Annotated in this window: 9 protein-coding genes; 1 reads left to right on the forward strand and 8 read right to left on the reverse strand. The window is 60.3% G+C overall.

The window, feature by feature from the left end; all coding sequences use genetic code 11:
• Positions 1–18 precede the first annotated feature (18 nt).
• A complete protein-coding gene (locus tag IRZ56_RS17140; RefSeq protein WP_196146024.1) occupies positions 19–1,176 on the forward strand; it encodes a hypothetical protein in 1,158 nt (385 codons plus the stop codon).
• A 99-nt stretch (positions 1,177–1,275) separates the two neighbouring features.
• Here the strand turns inward: IRZ56_RS17140 and IRZ56_RS17145 are convergent, their stop codons facing one another.
• The 8 genes from IRZ56_RS17145 to IRZ56_RS17180 form a co-directional block, all read right to left on the reverse strand.
• On the reverse strand, positions 1,276–1,869 hold the full coding sequence (locus IRZ56_RS17145) for a glutathione S-transferase (RefSeq protein ID WP_196146025.1): 594 nt from the start codon (positions 1,867–1,869) through the stop codon (positions 1,276–1,278).
• Positions 1,866–5,510 carry an AAA family ATPase gene (locus tag IRZ56_RS17150; RefSeq protein WP_196146026.1) on the reverse strand — a complete coding sequence of 1,215 codons (3,645 nt, stop codon included), beginning with the start codon at positions 5,508–5,510 and terminating at the stop codon, positions 1,866–1,868. The genes IRZ56_RS17145 and IRZ56_RS17150 overlap by 4 nt, the downstream gene beginning before the upstream one ends.
• On the reverse strand, positions 5,507–6,745 hold the full coding sequence (locus tag IRZ56_RS17155) for an exonuclease SbcCD subunit D C-terminal domain-containing protein (RefSeq protein ID WP_196146027.1): 1,239 nt from the start codon (positions 6,743–6,745) through the stop codon (positions 5,507–5,509). The genes IRZ56_RS17150 and IRZ56_RS17155 overlap by 4 nt, the downstream gene beginning before the upstream one ends.
• 263 nt (positions 6,746–7,008) lie before the next feature.
• Positions 7,009–8,235, reverse strand: a complete 1,227-nt coding sequence (locus IRZ56_RS17160) for an MFS transporter (protein ID WP_196146028.1) — start codon at positions 8,233–8,235, stop codon at positions 7,009–7,011.
• A gap of 41 nt (positions 8,236–8,276) precedes the next feature.
• Positions 8,277–8,663 carry an ectoine synthase gene (locus IRZ56_RS17165; RefSeq protein WP_196146029.1) on the reverse strand — a complete coding sequence of 129 codons (387 nt, stop codon included), beginning with the start codon at positions 8,661–8,663 and terminating at the stop codon, positions 8,277–8,279.
• A 37-nt stretch (positions 8,664–8,700) separates the two neighbouring features.
• Positions 8,701–9,879: an acyl-CoA dehydrogenase family protein gene (locus IRZ56_RS23295; RefSeq protein WP_196146030.1), complete on the reverse strand. Its 1,179-nt coding sequence runs from the start codon at positions 9,877–9,879 to the stop codon at positions 8,701–8,703.
• Positions 9,869–10,906 (reverse strand): class I SAM-dependent methyltransferase, encoded by a 1,038-nt coding sequence (locus IRZ56_RS17175; protein WP_196146031.1) that lies wholly within the window; start codon positions 10,904–10,906, stop codon positions 9,869–9,871. The genes IRZ56_RS23295 and IRZ56_RS17175 overlap by 11 nt, the downstream gene beginning before the upstream one ends.
• Positions 10,903–12,465 (reverse strand): class I adenylate-forming enzyme family protein, encoded by a 1,563-nt coding sequence (locus tag IRZ56_RS17180; RefSeq protein ID WP_196146032.1) that lies wholly within the window; start codon positions 12,463–12,465, stop codon positions 10,903–10,905. The genes IRZ56_RS17175 and IRZ56_RS17180 overlap by 4 nt, the downstream gene beginning before the upstream one ends.
• Positions 12,466–12,607: the final 142 nt, after the last annotated feature.

Genomic DNA, 12,607 nt, shown 5'->3' on the forward strand with positions numbered 1-12,607 from the left:
CTCCATTGGGCTGTGCTGTTGGCGTTGATGTTGTCGTTCGCAGGGCAGGCCTTTGCGGCGGAGGTCACGATCTATGCCAAGTACCGGAATGGGAAACTGCGGATCGAGTCGAGCGCCCCTGCCAGCTATTGCAAGTACTGGCCCGCGCAATGCGATATCGAGAAGAATTCCAGGCAAGGTATCGGCACGGTGGATATTCCTATCACCTACCAGACCGATGTGTATAGCAGAGAGACGGAGCCCAGAAGGAGCTTCTACACCCGACTTCCGGATTTTAGATATATTGATTTCAACGCGCCGGGAGGCCAGCGAGGTAGGTTCTTCATCCTGGGCTTGGGGATGCAGGGCGAGTGGTATGACCCCGGTATAGCGTTAAGCTGGCACGCGGTCGATCGTCTGGGTCGCGATGGGGCAGGAGCGTGTACCGTTTATAAAACCGCTAAGCACATTGTCATGAATGCGCTGTGGGTGACTACAGCAAATAGGGGAGACTGCTGGAGCAGAATGCATGCGGGGCCCAACGAAACGTACACGTATGGCGTGCAACTGACAGGTTTTCCCTTCCGCATGGAGATTCCTGGGCTCCAGAGAATGCCGCCAGGGGTCTATAGGGATCGCCTCATCTACCGCTTCGATAGCGCCGATCACAGGGAATTCGATCTTGGGAGCAGGTGGGGCAACATGCCGGATCGCACGCTCGTCGTGAACATCGAATTGACCGTGCACGCCGACATGCATGTGCAGTTCCCTCCCGGCTCCAACAGGGCAGTGCTCGAACCGACAGGCGGCTGGGGGCGATGGACTGGCCGCCTGCCCCCGTTACTGGCGCGCGACTTGCCGTTTCGAATCAGCGCGGGAGGGCCGTTCTTGGTCGGCGTGCGGTGTGAGTCCGCCGGCGCGTTCGGTTGCGTTCTCGGTGGTTCCCAGGGGCTCCGGGACAAGGCGATCACCAAGGTTTCATTGACTGTGCCAGGGGCTACCTGGCAGGGCAGGCCGGTAACGGACATCGAGCTGCCGACAAGTGCCGCAGGGGGGCTTTCACGTCGGTTCGAGGTGCCACGCGCGATCGTCAATGAAGCGGCCAAATTGCATTTCAAGCTCGAAGACCTGAGCGCAATGCGGCCTGGGTATAAGTACCAAAGCCCGCTCACCGTTGTATTCGACACTACGTTATAGCCCCTTGAAGTCTGCGCTTTGCAGCGCAATCCAAGCAAGTGCCTCTTCCCAGATCGGGTGAGCAAGCCCACTGCAGCGTTCGCGTTAACCGGATGATGCTCAGCGCGCCATGACGGCCTTGAACACGTCCGACTTCAGCCACCCGTGCAGCCAGCTGCGCACCCGCGGATAAGGCGCCTCGGCGAACCACTGCGGTTCGACCCCGGCAAACTGGCGCATCAGCGGGAGCAGGGCGGCGTCGGCCAGGCTCGGATGATCGGCCAGCAGGTAGTGCCGGCCTTCGAGCAACCCTTCGAGCTCGCTCAGCCACGGCTCGGCCTGCTGGCGATAGAACGCCCGCGAGTGTTCGGGGTAGCGTTCGGCGTACTTGTACAGGTTCACCTGCGCCTTGAACTCGCGGTCGTTACGCGCGATCAAGGCCTCGGCCTGTTGCGCGCCGCTCGGGTCGGCCAGCAGGCGCCAGTCCTGCGGGTCGTTCTGGCTCAAGGCCCAGCGCATGATGTCCAGGCTTTCCTCCAGGACCCCGGCGCCGGTATCGAGTACCGGCACCGTGCCCTTGGGCGACAAGGCCAGCAACTCGGCCGGCTTGTTCTTCATCGCCACTTCGCGGATCTCCACCGGGCAGCCTGCATAGCGCAAGGCCAAGCGCGCACGCATGGCCCAGGGGCAGCGACGGAACGAGTAGAGAATCACCCGCACACCTCCACGTCACTCAAGCCATTGCCCTGGCGGCGCACCTGGATCCGCACCGGGATCCGCTCGTGCATTTCCTGTACGTGGGAAATCACCGCCACCTTGCGCCCTTGGGCCTGCAACCCGTCGAGGGCATCCATGGCCAGTTGCAGCGATTCGGGGTCCAGGCTGCCGAAGCCCTCGTCGATGAACAGCGATTCGATGCGCAGGGTGCTCGAGGCCATGGATGCCAGGCCCAGCGCGAGGGCCAGGGACACCAGGAAGGTCTCGCCGCCAGAGAGCGAGTGCACCGAACGCAGTTCGTCGCCCATTTCGGTGTCCAGCACCAGCAGGCCCAGGGCACTGCCGCCTCGCTTGAGGCGGTAGCGCTTGGCCAGCTGGCGCAGTTGACTATTGGCATGATGCAGCAGCAGGTCGAGGTTGTAGCCCTGGGCGATCTTGCGGAACACATCGCCGGAGGCCGAGCCGATCAGCGCGTTCAGGCGTGCCCAGCGTTGCCATTGTTGGTAGGCCTGCTCGATCTGTTCGGCCAAGGCCTGGTGGGCCTGCTGGCGGCGCTGGTCGTCGGCCTGCCGCGCGCGCAATTCGGCGCACTGCTGTTCTTGCACGGCCAACTGCTGCCCGATTTCGGTGAGGGCCTGATGCAGGGCTTCGGCAGACAGATCGCCCTGGCCTTGGTCGGCATGTTGTTGCAGGCGTTGTTCGCGTTCCTGCAGCAGCACGCGACTTTGCTCGATGGCCTTTTCCGCGCTTTGCAGGCGCTGGCGCAGTTCGCCGAGCTGGGCATCGTCGATGGCCAGCAGGCGCTCCAGGCCTGTGTCGTCCAGCTCCGGATGTTCGCTGCGCCATTGGCCGATCTGGCCCTGCAACTGCTGGCATTCCTGCTCCAGCGCCTGTTGCCGCTGGCTGTTGGCCTTGAGTTCGCCGGCCAGCTGTACGCCTTGGGTGTGCAGCGCCTGGAGGCGCTGGGCCGTTTCGGCTTCGGCCACCCGGGCTTGTTCCAGCTGGGTGTCCATGTGCTGTTGCCAGGCTTCGGCACTGGCCTGTTCGCCGAGCAGTTCGCTCAGGCTCGCCAGGGCCTGCTGGCGCTGTTCATCCAGCGTGGCGAGCCTGTGCTTGAGCTGCTGTTGGGCCGCCAGGCGGGCGTGTTGCTGGTCGCGCAGCTTGTCCAGCTGCACCTGGCGGGCCTGTTGCTCCTGCTGTTCGTCCTGGCGTTGCTCGAGCTGCTGGCGACGCTGGGCGATCTGCTGGTCGAGACCGAGGAACGCCGTGGCCGGGTCGTCGCGCAGGGCTTGGAGGATATCCTCGGGCAGTACGTTGGCCAGGTCGTTCAAGCCCTGTTCCAGTTGCTGCTCATCGGAGGCCAGGGCCTGGTGCTGCTGCTCGAGGTGACGCTGGGCCTGTTGCTGGGCCTCGCTTGCCGCCTGCAACTGCTGGGTAAGGCGGGCGGCATCCTTTTGCAGGGCGAGCAGGGCAGCCTGGCGTTTCTCGTCGCGATCGATCTCTTCACCCAGGCGGCGCAGCTGACCGTCGAGCCAGGTGCGGCGGGCGCTGTCGTCCTGCGGGGCGAGGGCCGGCCACAGAGCGTGGGCCTGAAGCTGTTCGCTGAGCGGTTGCAGCTGCTCGCCCAGGTGTACCTGCTGTTGCTGGAAGTCCTTGAGCTGGGCATTGACCACGCCCAGCTCGGTCCGCAGCTCCACCAGGCGGGTGTTGAGGCGCTCGACCTGCGCACGGGCCGCGTCCTCTTCGGCCTGGTCATGGCGGCCGAGGCTCTGCAGCAGGGCGTCGGGCTGGTGGAATGGGTGCTCGGCGCTTCCGCAGACCGGGCAAGGTTCACCAGCGCGCAATTGCCCGCGCAGCTCTTCCACGCTGCTGGTGCGCGCCAGGCGCTGGCGTTCCAGCAATTGGCGGGTCAGGGCCAGTGCCTGGTCGGCGGTTTCCAGTTCGGCCTTGGCCGCGGTGCCTTCGCCGATGAGGCGCTGGCGCTGCTGCATGGCCTGCTGCTGGCGCTCGCGCAGGGCCGTGATGTGCTGGCGCAGTTCCAGCTCGCGGCCCTGTAGGCGCGAAAGCTCTTCGACCGCGCGTTGCTGCTTGCGATTGTCCTGGAGCATGGCGCCCAGCAGGTCGATCTGCTCGGCCAGCGCCTGGGGTTCGGCCCCGGCTTCGCGGAACAGCAGTTCGAAGGCGTCGCGTTGGCTTTGCAGCTGGGCGTTGGCCTGGCTGGCCTGGGCCTGCAGGCCGGGCAGCTCCTCACGGCCCTTGGTCAGGCGCGCACCGATCTGCATCACTTGCTTGAGCTGCGGCAGGTAGGCCTGCCAGGCGCTAGCCAGGCCAGCCAGGTGCTCGCTGTCGGCCAGCGCCGTGTCGATCTGCGCCAGTTGTTGCTGGCTGCGCTGCTGGTGTTCCTCGAGCTGCTGTACCTGCTGCTGGCCGTCGGCGACGTCCTGGTCAGCCTGCTGGGCGGCGCTGCGTTGGTTGGCCAGCTCCTGGTCGAGACGGGCCAGGCTGTCCTGGGCGGCGAAGGCCTGGCGCAGGCGGGGGGCGTTTTCGCTGTGCTGGGCCTGGCTGTGGGTCAGGGCCTGGCGCGCCGCCTCCAGCGCTTGCTCCAGCTCGCCGGTACGTACCTGCAAGTCGGCCTGCTGGCGCTGTTGATCGGCGAGCTCCGCGGCCAGGGGCGCCAGTTGTGCGGCCAGTACCTGCTGGCGGTGGAACTGGTGGCGCTGCGGGGCCAGGCGTTCCAGGCGTTGCAGGTCCAGGCGCTGCTCGGCCAACTGTTCCCAGCCCAGCTCGGCCGCCTGCAAGGCAGTTTGGGCTTCGGCGTGCTGGGCCTGCAGCTTGCCCTGTTCATCGAGCCAGGCGCGCTGCTGTTCCAGTTGGCGCTGGCGCGCCTGGTCGGCCTTGAACCGCTGTTGGGCCTGCTCCAGCTGCTGGTCGAGCTCGGCGCGGGCCTCGGCGGCCATCGGCAACAGGTGCTCGGCCTGCTTCTTCAGGTCGTTGTGCGCTTCGCCTGCCTCACGGGCCTTGCTGAAGGCACGTTGGCCCAGGCGGGTGTAGATCGCCGTGTTGGTGAGTTTTTCCAGCAGCTCGCTGCGGTCCTTGTCGTCTGCCTTGAGGAAGGCGCCGAACTCGCTCTGGGCCAGCATCACCGCGCGGGTGAACTGTTCGAAGTTCAGGCCCAGGCGCGCCTCGACCAACTGCTTGTATTCGTTCTTGCCACTACCCAGCAGCTGTTCGGCGTCCAGGTCGTACAGACTCTGGCGGCTGAGCTGCAATTTGCCGTTGGCTTTTTCACGGGCGCGGTTGGCTTCCCAGCGGGCGCGGTAGCGGTGCCCGTCGATGCCCACGAAGTCCACCTCGGCATAGGCGCTGCCAGTGCCGCGACGCAACAGGTTACGCGGGTCGTAGGTGGCAATCTCGCCATCGGCGTCGGGCACCTTGGCCTCCCGGCCGATGTCGTTGAGCCGCGGCACGGTGCCGAACAGCGCCAGGCACAGGGCATCGAGCAAGGTGCTCTTGCCGGCGCCGGTGGGCCCAGTGATGGCGAACAGGCCAGCACTGGCCAGGGGCTCTGCGGTGAAGTCGATGTCGATCGGGCCGGCCAGGGAGGCCAGGTTCTTCAGGCGAATGGCAAGGATCTTCATGGCTGCACCTCCTCCAGCTGCACGTCCTGCAGGAGCAGGGCGAAGTCGGCCAGGGCCTGTTCGTCGACGGGGCTGCCATAGGCTTGCTCCCAGGCGCGGCTGAACAGGTCCTGCGGGGTCATCTGGGACAGCTCGACGAACGCCCGTTCGTCCTCGTCCTGGCTGCCACTGCCGGCGTACTCGGCACTGATGCGCACCAGGCGTACGGCCTTGCCCTCCAGGGCGCCTTCGATTTGCTGGCGCAGGTCTGGCTGCGGCTCGTCCAGGCGCACCCGCACCTCCAGCCAGGGCTGGCGGTTGGGGTCTTCCAGAAGATCGACCACCGGCAGGTCGGCCAATTGCTGCAGCAGCTCGCCCAGCGGCGCCGGGCCGATGCGTTGCAGGGCCACGGCGCGTGGCACCGGGCGTGCCTCGATGCTGACCAGCTCGGCGCCTTCGAGCTCCACTTCCAGCACCTGGTGCGGGTAGTTGATCTCGGCGAACGACAACGGGATCGGCGAGCCACTGTAGCGGATGCGTTCCTCACGGTTGACCCGCTGCGGCTTGTGCAGGTGGCCCAGGGCGACGTAGCTGATGGCCTTGTCGAACAAGCGCGCCGGCAAGGCCTCGGCGTTGCCGATGACCAGGCTGCGCTCGGAGTCCTCGGACACCGCGCCGCCAGCCATGTGCGCATGGCTGATGGCGACCAGGGCCTGGTCCTTCTTGCGCTTGGCCTGGGCGGCTTCGATCAGTTGCTGGTGCACCTGGGTGATGCCTTGCAGGTAGTCATCACCCAGCTGCGGCCCGGTGACTTCCGCCGGGCGCAGGAAGGGCAGGGCCAGGCACCAGGCGCAGACCTTGCCGCGTGCGTTGGTCAGCGGGATCAACAGCCGCTCGGCATCCAGCAGGCCTTCATCGAGCCAGTGCACCCGCCCCAGGGCGTGGGTACGCAGGCGCCGCATCAACGCCGCCGGCAGCTCGATGCGTGAGCCGGAGTCGTGGTTGCCGGCGATCATCACGATGTCGAGCTTGGGCTGTTGTTCGTGGGCCTGGACGATGAAGTCGTAGAGCCGCTCCTGGGCTTTGACCGGCGGGTTGACCGTATCGAAGATATCGCCGGCGATCAGCAGCGCATCGGGCTGGCGCAGACGCAACTGGCCGAGCAGCCAATCGAGGAAGCAGGCATGTTCGAAGTCGCGTTCCTGGCCGTGCAGGCTTTGGCCCAGGTGCCAGTCGGAGGTGTGAAACAGACGCATGGGTGACCTGTCGAGTGGGGTCAAGCAAGCTTGTGCTTCGCTTGAATGATGAGCTTCTCTGAGGGGCGGCTATGGTAACCCAACACGGCGGGAGAGGGAGCAGGGGGGAGGCTGCGCTGCAGCGCCAGGTATCTGTGCGGTTGATAAAAAGGTGGAGCGCCAACTCAATAGCCAAACACCCAAGCCACTCGCTAAAAAGAACGTATTTCCGAGACAGGGCGCCCTTGCGTATTCTGTGACGTACCTCGCACGTATCCCATACGTCATGAACTGCCTATGTCCTGCTCGGGCTTGAAGGCTGACGCGACAGAGGCGCGGGCTTTTGCAAACCACCACAAGGCTGCCACGCCCAGCAACGTGCTCAGCACGGCCAGGGCGAGGATTACGCTTTGCGTGCCCCAGGGGGCGGCAAGCAAGGCCACCAGCAAGCCGGCCAGAGGTTGTGATAGGTTATTGAGCAATGTGATCACTCCGACCGTCTTGCCGAAATCCTGTGTCGGGATCACTCGTTGACGAACGCTGCGCATGTATACGTTGAACATCTTGTCGAAACCGACGATCAGCAAGAAGCCCAGCACATAGCCGCTGAGATTTGGGCTCAGGGCGCAGATGAAAGCGCCCGCGCAGATCATCGAGTAAGCGACTCCACCGAGTACTCGCATTGACAGAGTCACCCGAGCGAGGAAGAACAGGATCGCGATAGTGATCACCGCGCCGGCCGTTTGTAGTCCGGCGTAATTATCTTTATCGGCACTGTAGTGACCTATCACCATGGCGGCCGAGGTCGCCAGGGTGACGCCGATGACCAGGTTGACACCAACGGCCAGCGTGATGACTTTCTTCAGTTCGACCAATTCGCGGATATGGCCGAACGCGATACGCAATGGTTGTAGCCAGATATCCTGATGCTGCTCGAATGCTTGCAAAGAGGTACGGCTAAAGCGTTGCCACAGCAGCATGCTCAGGTCGGCCAGCAGAAATAACCCGGCGACCCAAAGCACCGCCCAGGACCAGGTCGACATCTCCAGTAGCAAGGCTGCTACCAAAGGTCCTAGTACCAACCCGGTCTGGTCGGCGATTTGTGAATAGGACAAGGTCTTGGTGTAGCTGTACTGCTGGAATATATGCGGCATCACCACTTCGCGTGCCATGATGCCTTGGGTGGTCAACACCCCGCAAAACGCCGACAGCGCCACGACCCAACCGAGACCGCCAAACATGGCGTAGAGCGCCATCATTACGACGCAAAGCACGGCCCGGTAAACCTGGCTGATATGCAAGATCCTGATCGGCGAGAATTTATCGCAAAGCGCGCCACATACCGGAAATGCAAGAAAGCGTGGCAGCGATTCGATAAAAAAAGCCACCCCGGCCCAAGATGCACTCTGAGTGGTTTGGAACACCACTAGCGGTACGAGAAACAACAGAATCTGATCTGCCAGCCGCGATAGAAATAAAGAAATAAAGAACGCCAGATAATCCTTGCGCACACTGAACTCCTGTAAATATCAGGGAATCGACGCGGGTTATATCAGTAGGCGGAGCCCAGGCTGTCGTTCAGGTTATGCCGCTCGTCGCCACGCAAGGGCGGGTTGAATACACTGACTAGAATCAAATCCTGTTCCTTACCGGCGCGTAGGTAATGGCGGTCATGCTGGTCCAGTACATACATGTCACCGGGGCGAATCGGATAGACATTGCCTTGCATATCTTCTACCTCACCGTCCCCTGCAATGCAGTAGCACGCTTCCAGATGATTTCGGTACTGAAGTAGCGACTCGCTGCCAGCACGAACCAGGGTGTGGCAAAGGGTAAAACCCATGGCGTCATGTTCGGTGAGTAGGCGATGGCTGGTGCCGGCGCCCCATTCAACAAAATAAGGTGTTTTTTCTACATCAGATTTGCTGCGAATGAACATATCGACCTCTACAAAAGACATTCTTGGGAAAATGAGATCAGGCCGATTCGGCGGCTTTGGCCGATCGAAGAATGGTCTCGCCGTAAGCGAGCATTGCGTCGTTCCAGGCCAGATCACGATGCGCAGCCATGGCCTGGATGTCGCGCCAATGACGTTGAAGTGGGTTGCTGGCAACCAGCGAAGAGGCACCTAGCCGTTCCACCAGACGCCGCACGACCTGCACGCATTGTTTTGCTAGATAGGCACGGTCACGTTTGAGCTGTAATAGTTGATGGCCATCCAGCGTGCGGTCGTGGATCCCTGCGTCATGTAGCTGGGAAACCAGCGAGTTATAGAGCAGCCTGGCGCTATATAATTGCGCCGCAGAATGCGCTACCTGTTCGGCGATCCGTGGGTCTCTCCCTGCAGGGGAATTAATTAGGGCTTCGACATATGAAGCATGGGCGCCTTCGGCGCACCCGAGCAGTGGCCCTATGATCGACGTAGTGAGATAAGGAGCCAGAGGCATGTGAGTGAGATAGTCGGTGCCGGGCGAGCGCGGGTGATGAGCAAACACCTCGTTTAAAGCGAACACCTGTTCATGAGGCACTAGAATCTGATCGGCTAGCACATCATGGGAGCCGGTCGCAGCCATGCCAAAGCTGTCCCAGCTATCGAGCCTTCTGACGTCCTGTGCGGCGAGTAGCAGTAAGAAACGTGGTGTCTGCTCGGCGTCTGGGTGGTTGGGACAAGGTGCGTTGACTATCAACCAAGTCGCGTCTTCGATAGCCGAGCTGAAGCGCCAGCGTCCGTTCATCCGTACGCCTCCGGCTTCCCAGTACAGGTGGCTATCGGAACTGGTTGAGGCGGAGGCGAATAACTGCTGGGAGCCCTTTGCGTACAATCGGACTTGGCAGGGGAGAGGGAGGCGGCGAACGATACAACTATGGCTACCTACCAGCGCTAATATCCAGCCCGTAGAGGAACAGGCCCTTGCGGCGATGCGTGAAATTTCTACCAAGGTCGGCCAATGCCCGCTGTTCGTAGCAGGTGCCTGCGGTGACAGTAGATCCAGCCACGTGTTATCGAACAACTCGGTAAAGGTATCGCTGCTCAGGCGACGGTTTTTTTCTGCATAGGCTGCGCGCTCACGCCAGTATGGAAGATGCTGCAAGGCCTGTAGACACTCGGTAGGTTGGGCGGCGTGGTGAAACGTATTTTCGGCATCATCGAGCACAGCTTGGCGCTCCTACGTCATCAGGGCTTGGTGATAGAGAACCAATGCGTGAGCCTTCAAAGCAGAATTCCGTAGGCTGTACTACTGGGCCGAGCAAGTTGAGGAATCGCTGCATTTGTTCTAGGTCGTTCGAGGCCACCAATTCGCAAAAATTACTACTGCTCCAAAGCAGGTAGACATGCTTGAAGTGGCTCGCAATGGCATTTATCAGTTCTTCGAGGGTCACTTGGCCGTTCTGCATCTGTTCGAGCATTTGCTGACGTTTCCAAGAAATCTCTTGCTCGCTGAAGTAGCGAGTTTTGAATGCCTCATCCTTGATCCGTTCTCGCCGTAGGTACTCTTCCGGATTGGAATGGTTGAATTTCTCAAGGAAAAAAACTAGCCCTGCCGGCTTGAGAAAGTGTTTGATGTGAGCGATTTGTCGCGCTCGATCGCGACCATAAAATTGGAAAGCGGCCATTTCATAAATAAATTCGAATCCTTGGCTGAAAGTCGAGTACTCAGGCGTCTGAAAGAGCCGCTGGCTGACATTGAAGAAGGATTGTGGATAGAACCATGACCGCGTGGGGTCGGCATGATGCTCGAAGGCTATCTGGTTGGCTCGATTGGGTGACGAAGTGAAACTGCGAATCAAACCCTGAGAATGGATGGCTAAGGTGCGTCCATTAGCGCCGTCGAACGCGTCTACTTCGAACAGGTTGAAGGTTTGGTCGTTGTCTTGCGTGCAAGCCTGGGCCAAGCGAGTTAAGGCTGTGCCGACCCTGCACAGCTCTTCGAGGATGTATGGCACGCTGGCCAGAAAGTGCAGGAACAACGGCCCGGCACCGGCTATCAGGTGGTCGTGATATTCGAGAACCCTCGGATCGTCGATTTCCGATCTGAGATGGCTTTGTAGCGATTGCATGGGGACTTGGTTCGTACCCGTTGCTAAGCCATGGAAGTGTTTGGCTAGTTTAAACATGGCACTTTGCGTTAGGCCCTGATCCAAGCAGAGATCATTCAATGGTTGCGGCGTATATGTTTTCATGAGGAAGCGCCTGCTAACAAATCAATCCCTATTGATGTCAACTTTCCCGAAGCGGTTTTTGGCAAGGTACCCAGAAAGACCCACTCAGTCGGGACCATATGCCAGTCCAGACGGGCCTTGCAGTAATCGAGCAAGGTCTTTTCGGAGGTTTGGGTGTAGGCAGTTTCCAGCACAACCCAGGCCTTGGGTACATGACCTGCAAATTCATCAATGACAGGAGTCACAAACACTTCGGCGACGGCGGGGTGAGAGGCTAGGCATGTTTCGATTTCCCGTGGATTGACTTTCCAAGTATGGCGCGCGAATACGTCATCCTTGCGGGCCACATGATAGAGATAGCCCTCCTCGTCGAACTTGAATAAGTCGCCGGTGCGGTAGAGTCGGGAATGGCCGAACGTGTTATGGAGGAAAGCCCTTTCATTAGCCTCGGGCATGTTCCAGTATCCAAGCATCAAACAATCACTGGTCACCAATAATTCGCCGATCTCACCAGGCTGATTGATCGCTTGGTTCCGCTCGTCAATGAGGTATAGGCTGACACCGGGCAGAGGTTTACCCACTGAGGTAGGACGTTGATCGATTTCTTCAGGGGGTAGATAGCTGACGCGCTTGCATTCGGTGAGCCCATAATTGGAGAAGATCCGTACTTGGGGCAGAGCTTGACGTATCTGCTGGATATGTCGAGTACGTAACGCCTGCCCGCTGCTTGAAATGTAGCGCAAGCTAGGTAGTCGTGTTTGCCACTGTGGTCCGGTGCTGGCTAGAAGAGAAAACACCGGTGGGAACACATGCATGGCGGTAACTGCTTCGCGCTCGACTACCGTGAGAACATCCTCGGCGCTGCTTGCCGCCGTGCTTTCGATGACGGAGGTGGCACCAACGACCAATGGCATCATTATGTTGTACAGGCCGTAGTCGGAAGCCATCGTCGAATAACTGAGGATGCGATCATCAACACGAATTTGTAGATATTCGGTAACGCGTTGGCAGGCGGCTAGCATGATTCGATGATTGACGAGCACGCCCTTTGGGTTGGAGGTTGATCCGGACGTATAGAAAATCGAAGTGGGGCGCTCAGGATTCAATGGTCGTGGTGGGATAGCCACTGTTTTTAATTCCTTATGCGCGGTGATCGCATCGGTCAGTGACATAACCTTGCTAAGTGCAATGGGATGGGGCACGGTAAGTAACACGAGTTCCAGCCCAGCTGCCTCTATCAACCCTGGCAAGTCGTCGGTGGCGTCGGTGATGAGAACCCGAGCGCCGGAATGTTTGAGCTGATGAATCAGTTTCTCTCGGCTCAATGTATGATGAGTGGCGGCAGTAATGGCATCGACTTGTAGCACGCCTAGATAGGCTGCGATCAGTTCGATGGAAATAGAGGAATACAAACCCACGCGATCGCCAGGATTAACTCCGAGAGTAGGTAATAGGGTGGCAATATTGTCGACCCTCTCTTGTAGGTCCTGATAAAGAGTCTCGATACCGTCTAGGATAATGGCGGGTTTTGCGGAGTGCTTTCTGCAGTTATCTGCTATGGCTTGATGGAAAAGTTGCACGGCTCAACCTCCGTTCAAACACAAGGAAAAAGGCGTTGGGTAATAATATTCCTTGAGTGGGCGTGGCGTGTCGCGACGAGTAGTTAGACTCGCCGAGGTGCTTGTTTAGAGTGGGAATTACCAATGTCTATGTTAGGCCTAA

The sequence above is a fragment of the Pseudomonas guariconensis genome (genome assembly GCF_015680235.1).
Lineage (GTDB): Bacteria > Pseudomonadota > Gammaproteobacteria > Pseudomonadales > Pseudomonadaceae > Aquipseudomonas > Aquipseudomonas guariconensis_A.

Bases quoted from the DNA above. Each gene is read 5' to 3' on its own strand.
- IRZ56_RS17150 (WP_196146026.1), bottom strand. From the start codon at position 5,510: ATGAAGATCCTTGCCATTCGCCTGAAGAACCTGGCCTCCCTGGCCGGC.
- IRZ56_RS17155 (WP_196146027.1), bottom strand. From the start codon at position 6,745: ATGCGTCTGTTTCACACCTCCGACTGGCACCTGGGCCAAAGCCTGCAC.
- IRZ56_RS17165 (WP_196146029.1), bottom strand. From the start codon at position 8,663: ATGTTCATTCGCAGCAAATCTGATGTAGAAAAAACACCTTATTTTGTT.
- IRZ56_RS17175 (WP_196146031.1), bottom strand. From the start codon at position 10,906: ATGAAAACATATACGCCGCAACCATTGAATGATCTCTGCTTGGATCAG.